The following is a 21,194-nucleotide window of genomic DNA, read 5'->3' as shown; positions in this document are numbered from 1 at the left end:
TGTCTCCTCGCGTGCCAGATCGTTTCACGGCTAACGACGCCCTGCTCGCGTGCTGACATCGACCCACACGGCGAGGGTGAGGATACTGCCTTTCACGATCATCTGCCAGTAGGTGTCCACGTCCAGCATGGACATGCCGTTATCCAGGCTGGCCATGACCAGCGCGCCGATCAGGGCGCCGTACACGGTGCCCGAGCCGCCGCGCATCGAGGTGCCGCCGATGAAGCAGGCGGCAATCGCATCGAGTTCGCTGAAGGTGCCGGCCGATGGGGACCCTGCCGCCAGGCGGCCCGTGTTGATCAGGCCAGCCAGCGCGCACATCAGGCCCATGATGCCGAAGATCCACAACTTGACGGCTTTCACGTTGATGCCGGACAAACGCGTCGCCTCCATATTGCTGCCGACGGCGTAGATGCGGCGGCCGAACACGGTCTGACTGGTGATATAGCTGAACAACCCCAGCAAGGCCAGCAGCAACAGCACGGGCAGCGGGATGCCTTCATAGCCGTTCAGGGTTTGCACGAAGGCATACAGCACCGCGCCGATGACGGCCAGGCGCAAGCCGTCGGCCCAGGGCGCCGTCTGCGGCAAGCCATGCTGCGCGCGGCTGGCGCGCGCGCGCCAGGTCAAAAAGGCGGCCAGCAGGAACAGGCCGACGCCCAGCACGATGCCGGGCGCCGCGGGCAAGTAACCCTGCCCCAGGTAGACCATCGGCTCGGAGACGGGTGCGATCGTGATGCCGCCCGTGATGCCCAGCAGGACGCCGCGATACGCGAGCATGCCGCCCAGGCCGACGATGAAGGACGGGATGCCCCGGTACGCCGTCAGGTAGCCGTTCAAGAGGCCGATCACCAGGCCGCAGCCGAGTACGGCCGCCAGGTTCAGCGCCAGCGGCCAGTGCTGCGTCACGTCCAGCACGGCGGCGATGCCGCCCAACAGTCCCAGCATGGAACCGATCGACAGGTCGATCTCGCCGGCGATAATCACCAGCACCATGCCGCAGGCGAGGATGCCGGTGACGGACATCTGGCGCAGCAGGTTCGACAGGTTGCGCGGCGTGAGGAAACTGCCCTGCGTCTTCCACGAAAAGAAGGCCCAGATCAGCGCCACGGCGATCAAGAGGGCCAGCATCTTGTATTGGGTGAACAGCTGTTTGATACTGTGCGGTTTCATGCTGCGGGTTCCTTGTTTGCGGTGTTGGTGGCGGGCGCCGGACGCTGGTCCAGCGCCGCCGCCAGCACGGTTTCCTGGCTCAGGCCATCGTTGATAAAGTCGCCGCGCAACCGGCCTTCGCCCATCACCAGTACGCGGTCGGACACGCCCAGCACTTCGGCCAGTTCAGACGAGACCATGATGATGGCCACGCCCCGGTCGGCCAGCGCCAGCATCAATTTGTAGATTTCATATTTGGCGCCCACATCGACGCCGCGCGTGGGCTCGTCGAGGATCAGCACGCGCGGGCGCGTCAGCAGCATTTTGGCCAGCACGGCCTTTTGCTGGTTGCCGCCCGACAGGCTCGTGATGGGCAGCGACGCACTGGCTGTTTTGAGTTCCAGCTGGGCGATCTCGCCGCGCACGGCCGCCAGTTCCGCCTCGCCATCGATGCGCGTGGCGCGCGCGAATTGCTCCAGCACGGCCAGGGTGATGTTCTGCCCCACGTCCAGGTCCGGCACGATGCCGTGGTGCTTGCGGTCTTCCGGCACCATGGCCAGGCCCATGGCGATGGCCTTTTGTGGAGACGCAGTGTCGATGCGGCGGCCATCGAGCCACACCTCGGCCTGGCACGGCCCCTGGTAGGCGCCGAACAGAGCCGAGACGAGCTCCGTGCGCCCCGCCCCCACCAGGCCGGCGATGCCGAGGATCTCGCCTTTGCGCAGGGTGAATGACACATCGTCGACCCGCTTGCGCTGCGGGTTGTCGGCATCGATGCAGGTGACGTGGCGCGCCTCGAACAGCACTTCGCCGATAGGTGCCGGCCGCGCGCGTTGCGGGTACAGCTGGCTCATTTCGCGGCCCACCATCTGCGCGATGATGCGCTCGACGTTCATCTGCGCCATCGGCGTGGTGGCGATATGCTTGCCGTCGCGGATGACGACGATGGTGTCGCAGATGGCCGCCACTTCATCGAGCTTGTGCGAAATGTAGATGCAGGTGACGCCCTTGGCTTTCAGGGCGCGCAGGATATCGAGCAGCACGGCGATTTCCGACGCCGTCAGCGACGATGACGGCTCGTCGAGAATCAGCAAGCGCGCATTTTTGTTGAGCGCCTTGGCGATTTCCACCAGTTGCTGGTGGCCGCCGCCATAGTTCATGACCGGCAGCGCCACGTTCAGTTCGGGAATTTTCAATTCGCGCAGCAGCTCGTCGGCGCGCTTGTACATGGCGGCGTAATGCATGCGCCCGCCCGGCAGGGTGAGCTCGCGGCCCATGAAGATATTCTCGGCCACGGACAACTGCGGCACCAGCATCAGTTCCTGGTGGATGATGATGATGCCCGCGTCTTCCGTGTCGCGGATCGATTGCGCGCGCAGGGGCTGGCCCTCCCACAGGATCTCGCCATCCCAGGTGCCGTGCGGGTACACGCCGGACAGCACCTTCATCAGGGTCGACTTGCCGGCGCCATTCTCGCCGCACAAGCCGATGCACTCGCCGGCCCGCACCTGCAGGTCGATGCCGTCAAGCGCGCGGACGTCGCCAAACTGTTTGACGATGCCCTTCATTTCAAGCAGATAGTCAAGCATGCTCACTCTCGTTGCGGATTACAAAAACTACACTGGTTGTAGCTGGTATTCCAACCCCAACGACGAAAGGCCGGGGTCGGACCCTCAGGGTCCGACCCCAGATTCTGCCGTTGGGGCAAAAAATGACGTGGGTTATCAGTTTCCCAGCTGCGCCTTGGTATAGAAGCCGTCGTCGACGAGAATGTTCACATTCGCCTTGGTCAGCGGTGTTGGTTTCAGCAGCACCGTGCTGACTTTTTTCAGGCCGTTGTCATAGCTGGAGTTGTAGGCAGGCTTTTCATTGCGCGCCAGCTGGATGGCCAGCTTGGCCGCTTCCGTAGCGATGGTTTTCAACGGCTTGTAGACGGTCATCGACTGCGTGCCGGCGATCACGCGTTTCACCGCCGCCAGGTCGGCATCCTGGCCCGAGACGGGCACCTTGCCGGCGAGTTTTTGCGCGGCCAGGGCCTGGATGGCGCCGCCGGCCGTGCCGTCGTTCGAGGCGACGATGGCGTCGATCTTGTTGCCGTTGGCCGTCAACGCGTTTTCCACGATGGACAGCGCTTCGGTGGCGCTCCAGTCCTTCACCCACTGCTGGCCGACGATCTTGATGTCGCCCTTGTCGATGAACGGTTTGAGTACCTTCATCTGGCCTTCGCGCAGCATCTTGGCATTGTTGTCGGTCGGCGAGCCGCCCAGCAGGTAGTAATTGCCCTTCGGCTGCAGCTTGGTCACGCCTTCGGCCTGCATCTCGCCCACTTTCTCGTTGTCAAACGAGATATATGCGTCGATATCGGCATTCAGGATCAGGCGGTCATACGACAGCACCTTGATGCCGGCCTTTTTCGCTTCCTTGACGGTGTTGTTGAGGACTGTGGCGTTGAACGGCACGATCACCAGCACGTCCACGCCGCGCGAGATCAGGTTTTCGATTTGCGAAATCTGGCGCTGCTCGCTGGCGTCGGCCGACTGCACGAAGACCTTGGCGCCCTGCTTCTCGGCGGCGGCGATGAAGAAATCGCGGTCACGCGTCCAGCGTTCCACGCGCAAATCGTCGATGGAAAAGCCGATCTTCGGATTTTTCGCGTCGGCCAGGGCGGCGCTGCTGCTCAATGCCAGCATGGCGGTCATGATGGCTGCACTGATGATCTTGTTCATTGTGTGTCTCCTTATGGATTTTATTAACAACGTTTTTTTCACTACGGGTGCTGCTTTAAAAATCAATGATTGTGGCGTGGCAGGGTTTGTCCCACGGCGCGGTATTTCAGCGCCAGCTCCATGCAGGCGCCCGTTTCGAGCTGGCCCACGCTAGCGCGGTAGAGCTCCTGCCATGGCGTGGCGCTGTCGTTGACGGGCGGCGGCAGCTCTGTGGCGCGGCGCGCCAGCTCAGAGGCGTCGACCAGCATGTCGCAGCGGCCCGCGGTCAAGTCCACGCGGATGATGTCGCCCGTGCGCAGCAGCGCCAGGCCGCCGCCCACGGCGCTTTCCGGCGACGCATTCAGGATCGAAGGGCTGTCCGAGGTGCCCGACTGGCGCCCGTCGCCCAGGGTCGGCAGGTTCAAGATGCCGGCCTTGAGCAGCGCGTCGGGCGGCTGCATGTTGACCACTTCGGCCGAACCGGGCCAGCCCACGGGGCCGGCGCCGCGCATGACCAGCATGCAGCTGTCGTCAATCGCCAAAGCCGGATCGTTGATGCGCGCGTGGTAGTCATTTGACCCGTCAAAGACGATGGCGCGCGCGTCGAACACGCCTTCGCTGCCGGGACGCGACAGGTAGCGCTCGCGGAAAGCGGGCGAGATCACGCTGGTCTTCATGATGGCGAAGTCGAACAGGTTGCCCTGCAAGGCCATGAAACCGGCCTTTTCCTTCAGCGGCGCGGCAAACGGGCGGATCATCTCGCGATCCGCGCTTTCACGCCCCGCCAGGTTTAGCGCCATGCTCTGGCCCGTGACCGTCAACCGGTCCGCGTGCAGCAAGCCCGCCTGCTGCAGCTCCCACATCACGGCCGGCACGCCGCCGGCGCGGTGGAAGCGCTCGCCCAGGTATTTCCCGGCCGGCTGCATGTTCAACAGCAGCGGCACGTCGTAGCCGTGCGCCATCCAGTCGCTCGAATACAACTCCACGCCCGCATGGCGCGCCATGGCCATCAAATGCGGCTGGGCGTTGGTGGAGCCGCCGATGGCCGCGTTGACGATGATGGCGTCCAGGAACGCCTCGCGCGTGAGGATGCTCGACGGGCGCACGTCGTCATGCGCCAGTTCGACGATGCGGCGCCCCGTGGCATAGGCGATCTGGCCCCGCTCGCGGTATGGCGCGGGGATGGCCGAACAGCCCGTCAGCGACATGCCCAGCACCTCGGCCAGCGCATTCATGGTCGATGCCGTGCCCATGGTGTTGCAGTGGCCGGCCGACGGTGCCGAGGCGGCGGCGATCTGCAGGAATTTGTCGTTGTCGATCAAGCCGGCGGATAGCTGGCGGCGGCCCTTCCAGATGGCGGCGCCGGAACCCACCAGCTCGCCGTCCATCCAGCCATCGAGCATGGGACCGCCCGACAGCACGATGGCGGGAATGTCCACCGTGGCGGCGGCCATCAGCTGTGCCGGCGTGGTCTTGTCGCAGCCCGTGGTCAGCACCACGGCGTCGATCGGGTAGCCATGCAGGATTTCCACCAGGCCCAGATACGCCAGGTTGCGGTCCAGCGCGGCCGTGGGACGGCGGCAGTTCTCGAAGATCGGGTGCAGCGGGAATTCCATCGGGATGCCGCCCGCATCGCGGATGCCGTCGCGCACGCGCTGGGCCAGGTCCAGGTGGATGCGGTTGCAGGGACTGATATCGCTGCCGCTTTGCGCAATGCCGATGATGGGCCGCCCTGAACGCAGTTCCTCGGCAGTGATGCCGTAGTTCATGAAGCGCTCCAGGTACAGCGCCGTCATGTCGATGTGCTCGGGATTGTCGAACCAGTCCTGCGAGCGGAAGCGCCGCGACGGGCGTTGGGCTGGAATGTTCATGCGCCGTACCAGCCGGCGTCGACATAGTATTCGCGTCCGGTGCACTTGGCCGCATTGTCCGACGCGAGGAACAGCGCCAGCGCCGCCACGTCTTCCGGCTCCACGCGCGTCTGCAGGCATTGGCCCTGCAGGATCAATGCTTCCGCTTCCGGCGTATGCCACAGCCGCTCCTGGCGCGGCGTGCGCACGGCGCCGGGAATGATGCAGTTGACGCGGATGCCGTCGACGCCCAGGTCGCGCGCCAGGCCACGCGTGAGACCCTCGATGCCGGCTTTCGCCGTCATGTAGATCGACAGGTTCGCTTGCGCCAGGTGCCAGGAAATCGATCCCAGGTTGAGGATCACGCCGCTGCCCTTGGCGCGCATGGCCGGCGCCACTGCCTGGGCGCAGAAATACTGATGCCGCAGGTTGACGGCGATGCGCTCGTCCCAGTAGGCGGGCGTGACGTCCTGCAACTGGTGGCGGTCGTCATTGGCTGCGTTGTTGACAAGGATATCGGTACCACCGCTGGCGTTTTTGATCTCGGCGAAGGTGGCGGCCAGGGCCCCCAGGTCCGTCAGGTCGCAATAGCGGAAAACGGGCGGCTGCGGCAGGTGTGCCAGCTTTTCCTGCAGCGCGCGCGACGCTTCGTGGGCAATGTCGAGAAAGGTGACGTGGGCGCCCTGGCGCGCGAACGCCTCGACGATGGCCACACCGATGCCGGTGCCACCGCCCGTGATGACGACGCGCTTGCCGGCCAGGCTAGGATAGATTGCATGCTGCATGGTGTCTCTCTTTTTAAAAAAATCGGATCAAAGCAAACCGCGTTTGGCCAGGTTCTGATACAGCGCGCGCACGCCGAACGTCCAGGGAGGGATCGCATCGCAGCGCTGCACGTCGTTGACCAGCGCGCCCAGCGACGGGCTGGCAATCGTCACGCGGTCGCCCAGGTGATGGGTAAAACCGCCGCCCTGCGCGCCGCGGTCCTTCACGGGCGAGAACATGGTGCCCAGGAACAGCATGAAGCCGTCCGGATACTGGTGGTACTGGCCCGCCGTCTGGCGCACCAGGTCGAGCGGGTCGCGGCTGATCTCGCGCATGAAGCTGGCGCCTTCGAGCACAAAGCCGTCGTCCGCGCCTTCGATCAGCAGCGACACTTCGGCCTGGCGCACGGTCTCGAGCGTGAAGTGTTCGTCAAACAGGCGGATGAAGGGGCCGATGGCGCAGGAGCCGTTGTTGTCCTTGGCCTTGCCCAGCAACAGGGCGCTGCGCCCTTCGATATCGCGCAGGTTGACGTCGTTGCCCAGGGTCGCCCCCAGCACCTCGCCGCGGCTGTTGACGGCCAGGACGATCTCCGGCTCCGGGTTGTTCCAGGCTGACGATGGCAGCAAGCCCACCTGCGCGCCGCAGCCCACCGACGACATCGGCTGCGCCTTGGTAAACACTTCCGCATCGGGGCCGATACCCACTTCCATGTATTGCGACCAGGCGCCGCGCTGCTGCAGCTGCTGTTTCAGGCGCTGCGCCGCCTCCGAACCCGGTTTCAGGGCCGACAAATCGCTGCCCAGGGTCGTTTGCAGCGCGGCGCGCAAGCTCGCGGCGCGTGCCGCATCGCCGCCCGCCTGTTCTTCGATCACCCGTTCCAGCAGGCTGACGGCGAAGGTCACGCCGCAGGCCTTGACGGCCTGCAGGTCGCACGGCGCCAGCAGCAGCGGCTCGCCGGCCGGCGCGGCCAGCGCCTGCGCCAGCAGCGCCTGCACGGGGCCGAGCGCAATACCGGGCGCATGGCGGGCGATATCGAGCGCATCGCTGCGTTCGAACAGCTCGGCCACCGTCGCCACCGTCTGCGTGATGTCGACCACCTCGCCGCCGCGCACGGCGACGACGCAGGGTCCGTCACGCCAGATGCGGCCGATAAGAAGGGCCTGCGCCAGGTCGGCGGGCAACAGGGAGGCGGGGGAAATCGGCTGCATGGCAAGCTTTCAAAAGGTCGTGACGGGATGGCTGGTCTTCAAGTCCGGACCGATTCTGCGCGCCGCCCTGTATCGCCGCAATTACGAAAATCACCAAATTGGATGATGATTATTGGTATTGCAGCGCACCAAAAAAAGCCGCCGCCGAGCTCCCTTTTCTGCCCTGTCCACACGGCGGGAAGGGGCGCCATGGCGCATTGCATCAATTGGTGCATTGATACCGTTTTGGATATCAGCAATGCGAAAAAAGTGATTGGTGAGGGATGGATGGACAAACTAGTATCAGCCGTGGCCTGCAATCGGCCATCCGCACGGAGCCCGCCCACTGGGACGACGGCCCTGGCACATTCAACTATCGAAGACGGTGGAGACCTGAAATGAAAACAACAATGAAAATGCTGACCGCGAGCCTGGCGCTGGCCATCTCCGGCATGGCCGTAATGCCTGTGGCTAGTGCCGCCGACAAGGGCGCGATCGGTATCTCGATGCCGACCAAGTCGTCCATGCGCTGGATCGCCGATGGCGACAACATGGTGAAGGTATTCAAGGAGCGCGGCTACAAGACGGACTTGCAGTTTGCCGACGACGATATCCCGAACCAGCTGGCGCAGGTGGAAAACATGATCACCAAAGGCGCCAAGGTGCTGGTGATTGCCGCCATCGACGGCACCACCTTGTCGAACGTACTGCAAAAGGCGGCCGACAAGGGCATCAAGGTCATCTCGTATGACCGTCTGATCCGCGGCACGAAAAACATCGATTACTACGCCACCTTCGACAACTTCCAGGTCGGCGTGCTGCAAGCGGGCTATATCGAATCGGCGCTGAAACTCAAGGAAGGCAAGGGCCCGTTCAATATTGAGCTGTTCGGCGGCTCGGCCGACGACAACAATGCGCACTTCTTCTACAACGGCGCGCTGTCGGTCCTGAAACCCTACATCGACAGCGGCAAGCTGGTGGTGCGCTCGAAGCAGATGGGCATGGAAAAGGTCGCCACCCTGCGCTGGGATGGCGCCGTGGCGCAAGCGCGCATGGACAACCTGCTCAGCGCCTACTACGGCAATGCCAGGGTCGATGCGGTGCTGTCGCCATATGACGGCTTGAGCATCGGCATCCTGTCGTCGCTCAAGGGCGTCGGCTACGGTACGCCGAAACAGCCCTTCCCCGTCGTGACGGGCCAGGATGCGGAAATCCCGTCGGTGAAATCGATCATCCGCGGCGAACAGGCATCGACCGTGTTCAAGGACACGCGCGAACTGGCCAAGGTGACGGCGAACATGGTCGACGCCATGATGTCGGGCAAGGTACCGACCGTCAACGACACCAAGACCTATAACAACGGCGTAAAAGTCGTGCCGTCCTACCTGCTGAAACCGGTCACCGTCGACAAGGCGAACTGGAAACAGGTGCTCGTCACCGGCAGCGGCTACTACACGGAAGCGCAAGTCAAGTAAGTCGGCAATGCAGGCCCGGCCACGCCGGGCCTGTCGCTACACAGAATGTGAAGATTAGACTGGCGCAGCTTGTGCCAGAGAGGTTATATGACGAACACTATCCTGGAAATGCGCGGGATACGCAAAACATTCCCGGGCGTCGTGGCGCTCGACAATGTCAACCTGCGGGTACGCAGCGGCGAGATCCACGCCATCGTCGGCGAAAACGGCGCCGGCAAATCGACCCTGATGAAAGTGCTGAGCGGCGTCTACGGCCATGGCAGCTATACGGGCGACATCGACTACCTGGGCCAGACGCGGCACTTTCGCGGCATCAAGGACAGCGAAGAAATCGGCATCATCATCATCCACCAGGAACTGGCGCTGGTGCCCCAGTTGTCGATCGCCGAGAATATCTTCCTCGGCAACGAACCGGCCCATATGGGCGTCATCGACTGGGAATACGCGCAAACGAAGACGCGCGAACTGCTGCACAAAGTCGGCCTGAAAGAGTCCCCGGACACCCTGATCACCAACCTGGGCGTGGGCAAGCAGCAGCTGATCGAAATCGCCAAGGCGCTGTGCAAGGACGTCAAGCTGCTGATCCTCGACGAGCCGACGGCCAGCCTGAACGAAAGCGACAGCGCGGCCCTGCTCGACCTGCTGCTGGGCCTGAAAGCCCAGGGCATCGCCTCGATCCTGATCTCGCACAAGCTCAATGAAATCTCGCGGGTCGCCGATGCCATCACGGTGCTGCGCGACGGGAACACGGTCGACAGTTTCGACTGCCGCATCGAGCCCGTCAGCGAAGACCGCATCATCGAAAAAATGGTCGGGCGCGAGATGGCCGACCGCTATCCGCCGCGCACGCCGACGATAGGCGAGACCATTTTCGAAGTGCGCGACTGGCGCGTCTTCCATCCCGAGCATGCCGACCGCCCCGTCATCAAGGGCATCAATATGCACGCCAAAAAGGGCGAGATCATCGGCATCGCCGGTTTGATGGGCTCCGGGCGCACGGAACTGGCGATGAGCATTTTCGGACGCGCCTACGGCCAGCGCATCAGCGGCACGGTGCTCAAGAATGGCCAGGAAATCGACGTCAGCACCATCGGCAAGGCGATCGCCCACGGCCTCGCGTATGTCACGGAAGACCGCAAGGGCCTGGGCCTGATCCTCGAGGAAGACATCCAGAAAAACACCAGCCTGGCCAACCTGGATGCGATTTCAACGCACATGGTGATCGACGAGCAGCGTGAATTCGGCGTGGCCGAGGAGTTCCGCCGCAAGCTCAAGACCCGTTGCTCGAGCGTGGCGCAGAAGGTGGTCAATCTGTCCGGCGGCAACCAGCAGAAAGTGGTGCTGGCGAAGTGGCTGTTTTCGCGCCCCGACATCCTGATCCTCGATGAACCGAGCCGCGGCATCGACGTGGGCGCCAAGTACGAAATCTACAGCATCATCAGCGAGCTGGCCGCCGAAGGCAAATGCATCATCATGATTTCCTCGGAAATGCCGGAACTGCTGGGTATGTGCGACCGGATCTATGTCATGAACGAAGGCCGCTTCGCGGCAGAACTGAGCGCGGCAGAAGCATCGCAGGAACGCATCATGCGCGCGATCGTTACACACGGAGAAAACAATGGACAATAAACTGACAGCAGGCGCGCCGGCAGCAGCAGCGCCAGCGGCCGCGCCGCAAGCGAAAAGCTATGCCGGCTTTTTGAAGAACAACATGCGCGACTACGGCATGCTGCTCTCCCTGATCGTCATCATGGGCTTTTTCCAGTACATGACCGATGGCACCCTGATGCAGCCGCTGAACCTGACCAACCTGGTGCTGCAAAACAGCTACATCGTCATCATGGCGCTGGGCATGCTGATGGTGATCGTGGCCGGCCATATCGATTTGTCCGTCGGCTCCGTGGTCGGCTTCGTCGGCGCGCTGGCGGCCGTCCTGATCGTCAACTACGAGATGAACTTTGTCGCCGCCAGCATCATCTGCCTGATCGCCGGCGCCGTCATCGGCGGCGCGCAAGGCTATTTCGTCGCCTTCTTCAAGATCCCGTCGTTTATCGTCACCCTGGCCGGCATGCTGGTGTTCAAGGGCCTGACCCTGGCGCTGCTGGCAGGCCAGTCGGTCGGCCCTTTCCCGGAAGGCTTCCAGATGCTCAGCTCGGGCTTCCTGCCCGACCCGTTCGGCGGAGAGAATCTGCGCGGCTTGTCGCTGCTGCTGGGCGTGCTCGCCGCTGCGGCGCTGATCATCACCTCGCTGCGCAGCCGCGCCAAGCAACTGAAACACGGCATGGAAAACGAGCCACGCGCCTTCTTCCTGCTGAAAAACGGCGTGTTTGCCGCCGTGATGGTGTACTTCAGCTACCTGCTGGCGTCGTACCGCGGTTTCCCGAACGTGCTGGCCGTGATGTCGCTGCTGATCGTCGCCTACACCTTCATTACCAACCGCACCGTACTGGGCCGCCGCGTGTATGCCGTGGGCGGCAACGAAAAGGCGGCGCGCCTTTCCGGCATCAAGACGGAACGGGTCAGCTTCTACACCTTCGTCAACATGGGCATGCTGGCAGCGCTGGCCGGCCTGATCTTCGCGGCGCGCCTGAACACGGCCACGCCAAAAGCCGGCACGGGATTCGAGCTCGACGTGATCGCCGCCTGCTTCATCGGCGGCGCCTCGGCCTCGGGCGGCGTCGGCAAGGTGATGGGAGCCGTGATCGGCGCCTTCATCATGGGCGTAATGAACAACGGGATGTCCATCATGGGCATCGGCATCGACTACCAGCAGGTGATCAAGGGCCTGGTGCTGCTGGCGGCCGTGTTCATCGACGTCATTAATAAAAATAAATGAGAAGAACAAGGAAGCACAGGTTCGAGCCTTAGGGGGCTCTGGCCGGCGCTTGCGCCGGCCTTTTTCATTTATGTGATCGCCAGGCGCGCGGCCCTGTCACCCCACCACGCCGCCTCTTCGAACACGGAAAAGCCCGACAGATCGGCATGCGCGAACAGGATGGCGCCGTCGTGCTCGCGCAAGGCTTTGAGCCCCGCATTGCTGCGAAATCCCGGTAACGGTGCGGCCATCGCGTGACCGCGCACGGTGATGTCGACGCGCTCGACGCAGCTGGCAAAATCGCGTCCATACGCCGTTTTCAGGTCGACGCTGGCCAGCGCCAGCAATTCTTCGGGGCTGGCCACATCTAACCATTTGCGCGCTTGCTGCGGCGTGCGGTCGGACAGGGCCACGTAGGCGCTGAAGACGGTTTTCTCGGGCGGGCGCACGCGGATATCCTGGTGCGTGGAGACGACATAGCCGAGGCCTGGTTCCTGGTACACCACGTTGTCCCAGCACAGGGGTGCATGCGGCAGTTCGTCGGGAAAGCGTTTCAGTAAAAAATTCGCCACCATCCATGGCGCATAGGCGGGCGTGTGCAGCTTCGCGTCAAAGCCGTAGCTGGCAATGTCCGGCACCACACGCGCCGCCACATACAAGGGCATGGCGCAGATGGCCTTGCGTGCCTTGACCAGGTAGGTGCGTGGCTGGCCGTCGACCAGTTCCAGGCACAGCGCTTCCACGCCCTTGTCCGTCGTCTGCACGGAAACCACCGTGCCCGCATGACGTTTGACACCCGAGGCCTGCTCCATGGCCGTGGCGACTGGCTGCATGCCGCCGGGCCAGGTCAGCCAGGCGCCATTGCCCGCATTTGCCGCCTGCCCCCAGCGGCTGCAGTAGTAATGCAGGCCGGCCCAGGCCGACACCTGATCGTAGCGCGTGCCATAGTCGTCGCGGCAGCAGTAATTCAGATACCAGTGCAGGGTGGGCGAGGTATAGCCTTCGCGCTCCATCCACTGCTTCAAGGTGATGGCGTCGAGTGCCTGCCAGGCCGGGTCTTGCGACGACTCCACGGTGGGAAAGACAAACACGCGTTTGCCGTCATTGCCGCGCGCCTGGCGCAACTGCGCCACCTGCGCAAAGAAGCGCGCATGCTGCGCCAGTTCCGCAGGCGGCACGCCTTCGGTGGGAATGAAGCCATCCTGCCACTGGCCGTTGAACAGCAATCGCTCCTCGGGCGCGTGCAGGATATAGCGTTCGTCGTAAGTCGGCTTTTCCGCCTGCGGGTCGCGCTGGATGATCCCCAGGTCGAACAGGATCTCGCGCACATGGGTCGATTCGGGCGACGGCAATGGCAGGTAATGGCCACCGGTCGGATAGGCCAGCTCGCCGAACTGCCCGCCGGCCGCGTTGCCGTAGGGCTGGGGCCCGTCGACCATGAGGAAATCCTGGTGCCCCAGCTTGTTCAGGCGCCAGGCGGCCGTCAGGCCCGCAATGCCCGAGCCGAGGATGGTCACGTCGGTGCTCAAGGTGCGCGATGGCGGCGGGAGCGCCTTGCGGTCACGAAGAAAGTGGCCTTCGCTGCGGCCCGGATACAACACCTTGGGCGTGATCTCCTGCCAGTGCAGGTAGGCGGCGATGCTGCCGATGCCGGCGGCGGAGGCCGCCGTGCCGCCAGCGGCCCACAGCATGAAGGAGCGGCGCTGCATCAGCGGATCACCCGGTTCCAGTCCTGCTCGAATTCATGCACGAGCGACTGGGTGTTGAGGCGATTCGGCGCCATCGGCAGCGGCTGCATGTCGGGCGGGAAAATGAACATCTCACGTGTGGTGTCCGCATTCAGGTAGCGCATCGGCAGGCGGTATGTTGTCGGCGGTGTGTAGTCAAGCTGAGGTGAAGCCAGGATAAAACCCCATTCGCCGAACGAGGGTACATAGGCGTGGTACGGCCAGGTACGCATGCCCACTTCGCGCAGGGTCGAATTGATGGTCCAGTAGGCGTGCGGGGCAAAGAAGGGCGACGTCGATTGCACCACCATCAAGCCCTTGGCCGCCAGGTGCTTTTTTACCAGGTCGTAGAACGGCACCGAATACAGCTTGCCGAGCGCGAAGCTGGATGGATCGGGAAAGTCGACGATGGCCGCGTCGAACATATCGCCATTGTTGCGCAGCCAGACGGCGGCGTCGGCATTGACGACGGTGACGCGCTTGTCGGAGAACGAATTATTATTCAGCTTTGCCAGTTCCGGGCGCGTGGTAAACGCGGCCGTCATGGCGGGGTCGAGGTCGACCACGGTGACGTGTTCGATCTGTGGATAACGCAGGATTTCGCGCAGCGCCAGGCCATCGCCGCCGCCCAGCACCAGCACGCGGCGCGCCCATGGCAAGGCTTCCAGCACGGGGTGCACCAGCGCTTCGTGGTAGCGGTACTCGTCGCGCGAGGAAAACTGCAGGTTGCCGTTGATGTACAGCCGCGTATCGTCCTTCCAGCGCGTGATCACCAGGCGCTGGTAAGGCGTGGTGGTGGAATACACGATCTGGTCGCCGAACAGGCCGTGTTCGCCCCACTCCACCATGCGGTCCGACATGGCAAAGCCGGTCACCAGCAGCAGCAGCACGGCGCAGGCGCGCAGGAAGCGCCCCGTGAGGTTTTTCAGTTCGGCGCGAAACACGTAAATGCTCCACAGGCCGACGGCCACATTCAGCATGCCGAACAAAAAGCCCGTGCGCACCAGGCCCAGGTACGGCGACAGCACCAGCGGAAACAGCAGGGAGACAGCCAGCGCACCCAGGTAATCGAAGGTGAGCACGCGGCTGACCAATTCGGAAAATTCGGTTTGCCGCGTGTTCAGCGCGCGCATCACCAGCGGCACTTCCATGCCGACCAGTGCGCCGATCAGGAACACCATCACATACAATAAGGTGCGAAATGGCGCCGCCATCCACGAAAAGGTCATGAACAGGATGGCGGCAGACAGGCCACCGATCAAGCCCACGGCCAGTTCGATGTCAACGAAGCGCGAGAGCACGTCGTCGTCCTTTACATACTTGGAAAAGTGAGCACCTACACCCATCGCGAACAGGTAGCAGCCGATGATGGTGGAAAACTGCAGGATGGAGTCGCCGAGCAGGTAGCTGGACATGGCACCAGCGATCAGTTCATACGCGAGGCCGCAGGAGGCGACCACGAAGACGGACAAGATCAGAATTTTTTTGTTCATGGGACTTTTTTTGTTCTAATATGCGTTGACGTTATCAAATACTCATTGCGAGGAAAGCCGTGCCCGCCATCCTAAACTATCTGATCCATCTTTTACTGGCCGCCGGGCTGTTGATTGTATTTTTTATCATCTACACGCGCGTCACGCCGTATAAGGAAGTGCTGCTGATTCGCCAGGGCAACCAGGCGGCGGCCCTGTCGCTGGGCGGCGCGCTGCTGGGCTTTTCCGCCACCATCGCCTCGTCCCTGATGCACACGGCCGACTACCAGCAATTCTTCGCCTGGGCCTTCGGCGCCATGGTGGTGCAATTGCTCGCCTATGTGGTCACCACGCGCCTGCTGCGCATGTCGAAGGACCAGATCGAATCAAACAACAGCGCCTTCGGCGGCCTGCTGGGCGCCATTTCCCTGTCGATCGGCGCCATCAACGCCGCCTGCATTTCCTGACACCGTTTTATCTTATTCAAGGATATCCATCATGAGCCTCGGCAGCTTTATCAAGAAGCAGTTTATCGACGTACTGCAGTGGAACGAAGAAACGGAAGGCGTACTGGCCTGGCGCTTTCCCATGCAGGATTTCGAGATCCAGAACGGCGCCATCCTGAATGTGCGCGAATCGCAGGTCGCCGTCTTCGTCAACGAAGGCAAGATCGCCGATGTCTTCGGTCCCGGCACGCACAAGCTGACGACGCAGACGTTACCGTTGCTGACCAACCTGAAAAACTGGGACAAGCTGTTCGACTCGCCCTTCAAGTCGGACGTGTATTACTTCAGCACCCGCGTGCAGACGGGCCGCAAGTGGGGCACGCCGCAGCCGATCACCATCCGCGACAAGGATTTCGACATGATCCGCGTGCGCGCCTTCGGCATGTATTCGTACCGCATCGCCGACGCCCGCACCTTCTTCACCGAGATCAGCGGCACGCGCGAAGTGTATACGCGCGACGAGGTGGAAGATCAATTGCGCGGCATTCTGATGTCGAGCATGGCCAGCTCGCTGGGCGGCGCGAATGTTCCCTTCCTCGACATGGCGGCCAACCAGGCGCTGATGGCGCAAGAGGTCAAGGATGGCCTGGCGCAGGCGTTTGCCCGCTATGGCGTGGGCCTCGATGAATTCAACGTGGCCAGCATCAGCCTGCCCGAGGAATTGCAGGCTGCGCTCGACGAGCGCATTTCCGCCGGCATGAAGGGCGGGCTGGGCGCCGACAAGATGAGCGGCTACACCAAATTCCAGGTGGCCAACGCGATCCCGCTGGCGGCGCAGAACGAAGGCGGCATGGCCGGCATCGGCGCGGGCCTGGGCGCCGGGCTGTCGATCGGCCAGGTGATGGCGCAAAGCATGGGCGGGGCGCTGCAGCAGCCGGCTCCGGCCGCACCTGCGGCACCACCCGCCCCCGCCGAGGAACCGATCGAAGCGCGTCTGGAAAAGCTCAAGGGCCTGCTCGACAAGGGACTGATTTCGGCGGCTGACTACGACGGCGCGAAAGCGGAACTGCTGAAAAAACTGATCGGCTGATTAGAGCGAAATACGACTGCATGCAAACTGTTTCCTGTCCCAGCTGCGGCGCGGAAGTCCGCTTCCGCTCGCATGCTTCCGTGCTCGCCGTGTGCGAGTACTGCCACAGCACCATCCTCAAGGACGCCGACTCCGTCAGGGACGTGGGCAAGATGTCGGCCGTCCTGGAAGACTATACGCCGATCCAGATCGGCACGGCCGGCGTGCACGACGGCCTGCACTTCACCGTCGTCGGCCGCATCCAGCAGCGCTACAGCGCCGGCACGTGGAACGAGTGGTATCTGCTGTTCGACGACGCCAGCACGGCATGGCTGGGCGACTCGTCCGGCCTGTACACGCTGACGCGTGAGCGCAGCACGCAAGACGCCCTGCCCGTCTTTGGCGAGCTGGCGCCGGGCAAGCGCTATACGATTTGCGGCGAGCCGTACACGGCGGCCGAGATCCGCAATGCCGAATGCATCGCCGGCCAGGGCGAATTGCCGTTCAAGGTGGGCGCCGGCTGGCGCATCCAGGTGGCGGACTTGCGCAACTACGCGAGCTTTGTCACGCTCGATTACACGGATGGCCCGCGACCGGTCGTCTACCAGGGTGTCGCCGTCACCCTGGACAGTTTGAAGTGCCAGCTGCTGCGCGACGACGACGCCATCGCCAGGAGCGCCGGCAAGTACCGTGGCAAACTCGATGCGCTCGACTGCCCCTCCTGCGGCAGCGGCATCAAGTACGTCCCTGGCGCGGCGGCGCAGCTGGTGTGCCCCGCCTGCCACGCACAGCTCGACGCCAGCGGCCCGGAAGCGCAGGTGCTGGCCATCGGCAAGCAGGTGCACGACAATGCCGACATCACGCTGGAGCTGGGCGCCAGCGCGAAGATCAGCAATGCCGACTTCACGGTCATCGGCATGATGCGCCGCGCCGACGATGAAGGCAGCGAGTGGAACGAATACCTGCTGTACAACGCGCGCGCCGGCTTCTTCTGGCTGGTGGAGACGGACGACGGCTGGTCGCGCTCAAACGTGCTGCCGAACTGGCCCAACTGGGCCTCGCTGGACGCCGCTACCTGCACGCTCGATGGCGCCACGTATCGCAAACTGTACGACTACGGCTCGCAGGTGGTGTACGCGGCGGGCGCCTTCAACTGGAAGGTGGCCGTCGGCGACAGCACGCGCGTGTTTGAATTCGAACAGGGACAGACCAAGCTGGCGGCGGAGCTCACCGGCGAGGAAATGACCTGGTCGCGCTCCGTACCCGTCGCCTATGACCAGATGGCCGCCTGGTTCGGCGCCGCCTTCCATGGCGGTGCCAAGGTGCAGAATATTCAACTGAGCCACCGTGGCATCGCCAAGGTCTTCATCGTCATCGTGCTGGTCTTGAATGCGATCCCCATGTTTGTCTCGTTCTCCAGCACCTTGATGTGGAGTTTGCTGGGCTGCCTGGCGCTGTTCCTGCCCGCCGTTTTCCTCGACAAGAATGCAAAGAATCCCCCATGAGTAAATATGTGATCTATGCCCTGATGGTGACGTTTTCTGTCACGGCCGCCAATTGGGTGCGCATGTTCAAGGTAGCAGGCAGCAGCAGCGGCAGCAGCTGGAGTTCGCGCACGGGCAGCGGCGGCGGCAGCTATGGTGGCGGCTCCAGCGGCGGCAGCCACAAATAAGCATGACAGCCACACCGCATCTGCCCCTGGGCATCCATCTGCTGGCCGACTTGTCGGGCATCGCACCGGAACGCCTGCGCGACTGCGCCGCGCTCGAACGCCTGCTGCGCGCAGCGGCCACTACGGCCGGCGCGCAGGTGCTGCACAGCCATTTCCACAGCTTTGGCGCAGGCCAGGGCGTCACCGGCGTGGTGCTGCTGGCCGAGTCGCACATTTCCATCCACACCTGGCCGGAATGCAGCTTTGCCGCCGTCGACATCTTCATGTGCGGCGCGGCGCAGCCGCAGCTGGCATTGGGCGCCATCAAGGACGCGCTGCAGGCGGCGCACTGCCAGCTGCAGTCCGTGCGGCGCGCCCCGCCAAGGTAGGCCTGGCGTCGCTGGTGGATCGCGTGGGGATCGCTTACACTGTCGGCTGATCCTCCAACCGTGACTTCCATGCGCCGTTCCGCCCTCCTCGCCCTGCCCCTGCTACTGCTGGTTTCCGCCTGCGACGACTACACGGCGCCGAGCCTGTACCAGGCCACCACGCCCGAGTGCAAGACGTGGACGGAAGGTTCGCGTTTCGCGCTACCGCGCGGTATCAGCGTGTATGCCACGCCGCCCGTCACCTTGAAGGAAGGCGGCACGGAACTGGCGCTGATTTTTACCTTGCCCGTCGGTACGCAAGCCAGTTTTACGCGCCTGTCCTTCCTGCTGGAAGAACCGAAACAAGCACCGTTCGCCGAAGCCAAGATACTCACCATTTACCAGCGCGGCGTGAGCCGCAAGGCGGAGATGGTCGACGTCATCGACACACTGCCCATCATGTTTTCCGCCGTGGGTTCGAGCGCCGAAACCCAGTGGCGCTTGCGCTTGCAACTGCCGCGCCAGCTGCCGCAGCGCTTCGATCTGTCGATGCCCGACATGCTCGTCGCCGGCAAGCGCTATCCGGTGCGCACGTTTACGTACCGCTATTTCCCCGAGCGCCAGGCATACGGCATGTGCAGCTGAGGTTGACGCCGGCGCACGCCACTGGCACACTGGCGTTTTCCCTCACACCTCAGGAGTAGACAATATGCGCCATTCGGATACTGCCGTGCTGTCGGCTGCCTGATCACTGTTTTTCCCGGCCAAGACCCTTAGCCCGCTCTTCTTCATACGCGTGATCGCGTAGCCGACGTTCCCCTTCTTTCGTGCCAGTCATCGCGACTGGCGGTGCCTGCACGCGCAGGCTTCACGTCCGCACGCGGACGACAGAATCTGGAATCACGCTACCATGATCGCATTCGATTTTGCGCAACTACGCCTTATCGGGCTGCAGCAGGCCATCGCCAGCGCAGCCACCCAACTCGACTTATCTTCCCCCGCCGCGCAACTGCTGCGCGTGAGCGCCGTGCATCGCGACAGCATCCTTGTGCACGACGGCATCCTGGAACACCCGGCACAGATCCTGCCGCGCCTGCTGCACCAGCTGCAGGCGCAGGGCGACGTCCTCACGGTCGGCGACTGGGTCGCCGCCGAACACGATGCACACGGCTCGCTGTGGATAACGGCGCACTTATCCCCAGTCACGCAGATCGCCCGGCGCGGCAATGACGGCCGCCGCCAACTGCTCGCCAGCAATGTCGATACGGCCCTGCTGGTGATGGGATTGGACGGGGATTTTAATCCGCGCCGCCTCGAGCGCTATCTGGCCATCGTGCTGGCGGCGCAAGTGACGCCTGTGGTGGTGCTGAGCAAGGCCGACATGGCCGACGACGTCGCCGGCAAACTGGCGCAGCTGAAACAGCGCCTGCCGCAGCACGTGCCGCTGTTTGCCGTCGACACGCGCCACGCGTATGACGTGGCCATCCTGGAACCCTGGCTGGGTGCCGGCCAGACCCTGGTGCTGCTCGGTTCATCGGGCGCCGGCAAGTCCAGCCTGACCAACACCCTGTGTATGGCCGGGCAGGCAACCAACGGCGTGCGCCATGGCGACGGCCGTGGCCGGCATACGACGACGGCCCGCTCGCTGCACCTGTGCGCGGACGGCGCCTGCATCATCGACACGCCGGGCTTGCGCAGCTGGCAGGCCGATGCCGATGCGCAGACCCTGGCCGCCACGTTTGACGACATCGCGGCGCTGGCAGCGACGTGCCAGTTCCGCGATTGCCAGCATGCCAGCGAACCCGGTTGCGCTGTGCGCGGCGCCGTCGATGCGGACCGCCTGCGCAATTATCACAAGCTGCTGCGCGACGCGCGCCGTGGCGAGGCAACGCCGCTCGAACGCATTGCCGCGCGCGCCAAGTGGAAGACGATATTGAAGGCGGGACTGGAAAGGGGCAAGGACAAGCGCCGCTGATTTCTGCATAAAAAAAAGGCAGCCTGCAGGCTGCCTTTTTTTTTACTGCGTGCGAGCAAATTAATGCTTGCGCAGCTTCTGGATCGCTGCCAGCTGCGCAATCGCGCTGGCCAGCTCGGCTTGCGCTTGCGCGTAGTCGATGCCCGAATCCTTGTTGTGGATATTTTCTTCCGCCAACTTCTTCGCTTCCAGCGCTTTCGCTTCATCGAGGTCGTGACCGCGGATCGCGGTATCGGCCAGGACGGTCACGGTGTCCGGTTGCACTTCCAGCAGACCGCCGGCAACGAAGACGAATACTTCTTCAGCCTGACCGACTACCTTGATGCGGACCGCGCCCGGACGGATGCGGGTAATCAAAGGCGTGTGGCGTGGGTAGATACCCAGCTCGCCCTGTTCACCCGGCAACGCGACGAATTCTGCTTCGCCTGAAAAAATCAGTTCTTCAGCGGAAACCACGTCAACGTGAATTGTGTGTGCCATGTGTGTCCTATCGGGTTGAAGAACCCCGCCGTGTAAAGGGCGGGGTTAGGCCCAGAC

The 21,194-nt window shown here is 63.3% G+C and carries 19 protein-coding genes; 10 read left to right on the top strand and 9 right to left on the bottom strand.

All coding sequences use genetic code 11. The features are described from left to right. Positions 1 to 30: 30 nt before the first annotated feature. From CNX70_RS01785 to CNX70_RS01760, 6 genes are all read right to left on the bottom strand, one after another. Positions 31 to 1,173, bottom strand: coding sequence for a sugar ABC transporter permease (locus tag CNX70_RS01785; protein WP_096232988.1), 1,143 nt, complete (start codon positions 1,171 to 1,173; stop codon positions 31 to 33). Beyond that, positions 1,170 to 2,741: a D-xylose ABC transporter ATP-binding protein gene (xylG, locus tag CNX70_RS01780; RefSeq protein ID WP_096232986.1), complete on the bottom strand. Its 1,572-nt coding sequence runs from the start codon at positions 2,739 to 2,741 to the stop codon at positions 1,170 to 1,172. Before xylG ends, CNX70_RS01785 begins: the two co-directional genes overlap by 4 nt. Positions 2,742 to 2,876: 135 nt before the next feature. Further along, positions 2,877 to 3,851: a D-xylose ABC transporter substrate-binding protein gene (gene xylF, locus CNX70_RS01775; protein ID WP_096238229.1), complete on the bottom strand. Its 975-nt coding sequence runs from the start codon at positions 3,849 to 3,851 to the stop codon at positions 2,877 to 2,879. Between the two features lie 89 nt (positions 3,852 to 3,940). Continuing rightward, positions 3,941 to 5,728, bottom strand: coding sequence for an IlvD/Edd family dehydratase (locus tag CNX70_RS01770; protein WP_096232984.1), 1,788 nt, complete (start codon positions 5,726 to 5,728; stop codon positions 3,941 to 3,943). Continuing rightward, entirely contained in the window at positions 5,725 to 6,492 is a 768-nt protein-coding gene (gene xylB, locus CNX70_RS01765) for a D-xylose 1-dehydrogenase (protein WP_096232982.1), read from the bottom strand. The genes CNX70_RS01770 and xylB overlap by 4 nt, the downstream gene beginning before the upstream one ends. Before the next feature lie 27 nt (positions 6,493 to 6,519). After that, the gene (locus tag CNX70_RS01760; RefSeq protein ID WP_096232980.1) at positions 6,520 to 7,680 is read right to left on the bottom strand and encodes a fumarylacetoacetate hydrolase family protein; all 1,161 of its coding nucleotides are present in this window, start codon (positions 7,678 to 7,680) and stop codon (positions 6,520 to 6,522) included. Between the two features lie 431 nt (positions 7,681 to 8,111). Between CNX70_RS01760 and chvE the strand changes: the two genes are divergently transcribed. The 3 genes from chvE to mmsB all read left to right on the top strand — a co-directional run bounded on the left by chvE (position 8,112) and on the right by mmsB (position 11,970). Beyond that, a complete protein-coding gene (gene chvE, locus CNX70_RS01755) occupies positions 8,112 to 9,134 on the top strand; it encodes a multiple monosaccharide ABC transporter substrate-binding protein (protein ID WP_226939565.1) in 1,023 nt (340 codons plus the stop codon). Positions 9,135 to 9,221: 87 nt separating this feature from the next. Next, a complete protein-coding gene (mmsA, locus tag CNX70_RS01750; protein ID WP_096232978.1) occupies positions 9,222 to 10,763 on the top strand; it encodes a multiple monosaccharide ABC transporter ATP-binding protein in 1,542 nt (513 codons plus the stop codon). After that, positions 10,753 to 11,970, top strand: coding sequence for a multiple monosaccharide ABC transporter permease (gene mmsB, locus CNX70_RS01745; protein ID WP_096232976.1), 1,218 nt, complete (start codon positions 10,753 to 10,755; stop codon positions 11,968 to 11,970). The genes mmsA and mmsB overlap by 11 nt, the downstream gene beginning before the upstream one ends. 68 nt (positions 11,971 to 12,038) lie before the next feature. Here mmsB and CNX70_RS01740 read toward each other — a convergent pair whose 3' ends face one another. Both CNX70_RS01740 and CNX70_RS01735 read right to left on the bottom strand, forming a co-directional pair. Next, positions 12,039 to 13,658, bottom strand: a complete 1,620-nt coding sequence (locus tag CNX70_RS01740) for an FAD-dependent oxidoreductase (protein ID WP_096232974.1) — start codon at positions 13,656 to 13,658, stop codon at positions 12,039 to 12,041. Beyond that, on the bottom strand, positions 13,658 to 15,169 hold the full coding sequence (locus CNX70_RS01735) for a polyamine aminopropyltransferase (protein WP_096232972.1): 1,512 nt from the start codon (positions 15,167 to 15,169) through the stop codon (positions 13,658 to 13,660). The genes CNX70_RS01740 and CNX70_RS01735 overlap by 1 nt, the downstream gene beginning before the upstream one ends. A gap of 59 nt (positions 15,170 to 15,228) precedes the next feature. On the opposite strand from CNX70_RS01735, the gene CNX70_RS01730 reads away from it, so the two are divergent. The 7 genes from CNX70_RS01730 to rsgA all read left to right on the top strand — a co-directional run bounded on the left by CNX70_RS01730 (position 15,229) and on the right by rsgA (position 20,657). After that, on the top strand, positions 15,229 to 15,615 hold the full coding sequence (locus tag CNX70_RS01730) for a DUF350 domain-containing protein (protein WP_096232970.1): 387 nt from the start codon (positions 15,229 to 15,231) through the stop codon (positions 15,613 to 15,615). 31 nt (positions 15,616 to 15,646) lie between these two features. Beyond that, the gene (locus tag CNX70_RS01725; RefSeq protein ID WP_096232968.1) at positions 15,647 to 16,684 is read left to right on the top strand and encodes an SPFH domain-containing protein; all 1,038 of its coding nucleotides are present in this window, start codon (positions 15,647 to 15,649) and stop codon (positions 16,682 to 16,684) included. A gap of 20 nt (positions 16,685 to 16,704) precedes the next feature. After that, positions 16,705 to 18,168 (top strand): DUF4178 domain-containing protein, encoded by a 1,464-nt coding sequence (locus CNX70_RS01720; RefSeq protein WP_096232966.1) that lies wholly within the window; start codon positions 16,705 to 16,707, stop codon positions 18,166 to 18,168. Continuing rightward, the gene (locus CNX70_RS28480; protein ID WP_157814714.1) at positions 18,165 to 18,335 is read left to right on the top strand and encodes a hypothetical protein; all 171 of its coding nucleotides are present in this window, start codon (positions 18,165 to 18,167) and stop codon (positions 18,333 to 18,335) included. Before CNX70_RS01720 ends, CNX70_RS28480 begins: the two co-directional genes overlap by 4 nt. Positions 18,336 to 18,337: 2 nt before the next feature. Beyond that, positions 18,338 to 18,703 carry an adenosylmethionine decarboxylase gene (gene speD, locus CNX70_RS01715; protein WP_096232964.1) on the top strand — a complete coding sequence of 122 codons (366 nt, stop codon included), beginning with the start codon at positions 18,338 to 18,340 and terminating at the stop codon, positions 18,701 to 18,703. Positions 18,704 to 18,772: 69 nt separating this feature from the next. After that, on the top strand, positions 18,773 to 19,327 hold the full coding sequence (locus CNX70_RS01710) for a hypothetical protein (RefSeq protein ID WP_096232962.1): 555 nt from the start codon (positions 18,773 to 18,775) through the stop codon (positions 19,325 to 19,327). Positions 19,328 to 19,592: 265 nt separating this feature from the next. Beyond that, entirely contained in the window at positions 19,593 to 20,657 is a 1,065-nt protein-coding gene (rsgA, locus tag CNX70_RS01705) for a ribosome small subunit-dependent GTPase A (protein ID WP_096232960.1), read from the top strand. 60 nt (positions 20,658 to 20,717) lie between these two features. On the opposite strand, the gene CNX70_RS01700 is transcribed toward rsgA, so the two are convergent. Then, on the bottom strand, positions 20,718 to 21,137 hold the full coding sequence (locus CNX70_RS01700; protein WP_096232958.1) for a F0F1 ATP synthase subunit epsilon: 420 nt from the start codon (positions 21,135 to 21,137) through the stop codon (positions 20,718 to 20,720). Positions 21,138 to 21,194 lie beyond the last annotated feature (57 nt).

The organism is Janthinobacterium svalbardense (genome assembly GCF_002327145.1).
GTDB classification, from domain to species: Bacteria; Pseudomonadota; Gammaproteobacteria; order Burkholderiales; family Burkholderiaceae_D; genus Janthinobacterium; species Janthinobacterium tructae.
Note: the sequence above shows the minus strand (reverse complement) of the source record. Positions and strands in the feature narration are given on the sequence as shown.

Excerpts from the sequence above, each read along its gene's own strand:
- CNX70_RS01785 (WP_096232988.1), bottom strand. The coding sequence starts at position 1,173 with ATGAAACCGCACAGTATCAAACAGCTGTTCACCCAATACAAGATGCTG.
- xylG (WP_096232986.1), bottom strand. The coding sequence starts at position 2,741 with ATGCTTGACTATCTGCTTGAAATGAAGGGCATCGTCAAACAGTTTGGC.
- xylF (WP_096238229.1), bottom strand. The coding sequence starts at position 3,851 with ATGACCGCCATGCTGGCATTGAGCAGCAGCGCCGCCCTGGCCGACGCG.
- CNX70_RS01770 (WP_096232984.1), bottom strand. The coding sequence starts at position 5,728 with ATGAACATTCCAGCCCAACGCCCGTCGCGGCGCTTCCGCTCGCAGGAC.
- xylB (WP_096232982.1), bottom strand. The coding sequence starts at position 6,492 with ATGCAGCATGCAATCTATCCTAGCCTGGCCGGCAAGCGCGTCGTCATC.
- CNX70_RS01760 (WP_096232980.1), bottom strand. The coding sequence starts at position 7,680 with ATGCAGCCGATTTCCCCCGCCTCCCTGTTGCCCGCCGACCTGGCGCAG.
- chvE (WP_226939565.1), top strand. The coding sequence starts at position 8,112 with ATGGCCGTAATGCCTGTGGCTAGTGCCGCCGACAAGGGCGCGATCGGT.
- mmsA (WP_096232978.1), top strand. The coding sequence starts at position 9,222 with ATGACGAACACTATCCTGGAAATGCGCGGGATACGCAAAACATTCCCG.
- mmsB (WP_096232976.1), top strand. The coding sequence starts at position 10,753 with ATGGACAATAAACTGACAGCAGGCGCGCCGGCAGCAGCAGCGCCAGCG.
- CNX70_RS01740 (WP_096232974.1), bottom strand. The coding sequence starts at position 13,658 with ATGCAGCGCCGCTCCTTCATGCTGTGGGCCGCTGGCGGCACGGCGGCC.
- CNX70_RS01735 (WP_096232972.1), bottom strand. The coding sequence starts at position 15,169 with ATGAACAAAAAAATTCTGATCTTGTCCGTCTTCGTGGTCGCCTCCTGC.
- CNX70_RS01725 (WP_096232968.1), top strand. The coding sequence starts at position 15,647 with ATGAGCCTCGGCAGCTTTATCAAGAAGCAGTTTATCGACGTACTGCAG.
- CNX70_RS01720 (WP_096232966.1), top strand. The coding sequence starts at position 16,705 with ATGCAAACTGTTTCCTGTCCCAGCTGCGGCGCGGAAGTCCGCTTCCGC.
- CNX70_RS28480 (WP_157814714.1), top strand. The coding sequence starts at position 18,165 with ATGAGTAAATATGTGATCTATGCCCTGATGGTGACGTTTTCTGTCACG.
- speD (WP_096232964.1), top strand. The coding sequence starts at position 18,338 with ATGACAGCCACACCGCATCTGCCCCTGGGCATCCATCTGCTGGCCGAC.
- CNX70_RS01710 (WP_096232962.1), top strand. The coding sequence starts at position 18,773 with ATGCGCCGTTCCGCCCTCCTCGCCCTGCCCCTGCTACTGCTGGTTTCC.
- rsgA (WP_096232960.1), top strand. The coding sequence starts at position 19,593 with ATGATCGCATTCGATTTTGCGCAACTACGCCTTATCGGGCTGCAGCAG.
- CNX70_RS01700 (WP_096232958.1), bottom strand. The coding sequence starts at position 21,137 with ATGGCACACACAATTCACGTTGACGTGGTTTCCGCTGAAGAACTGATT.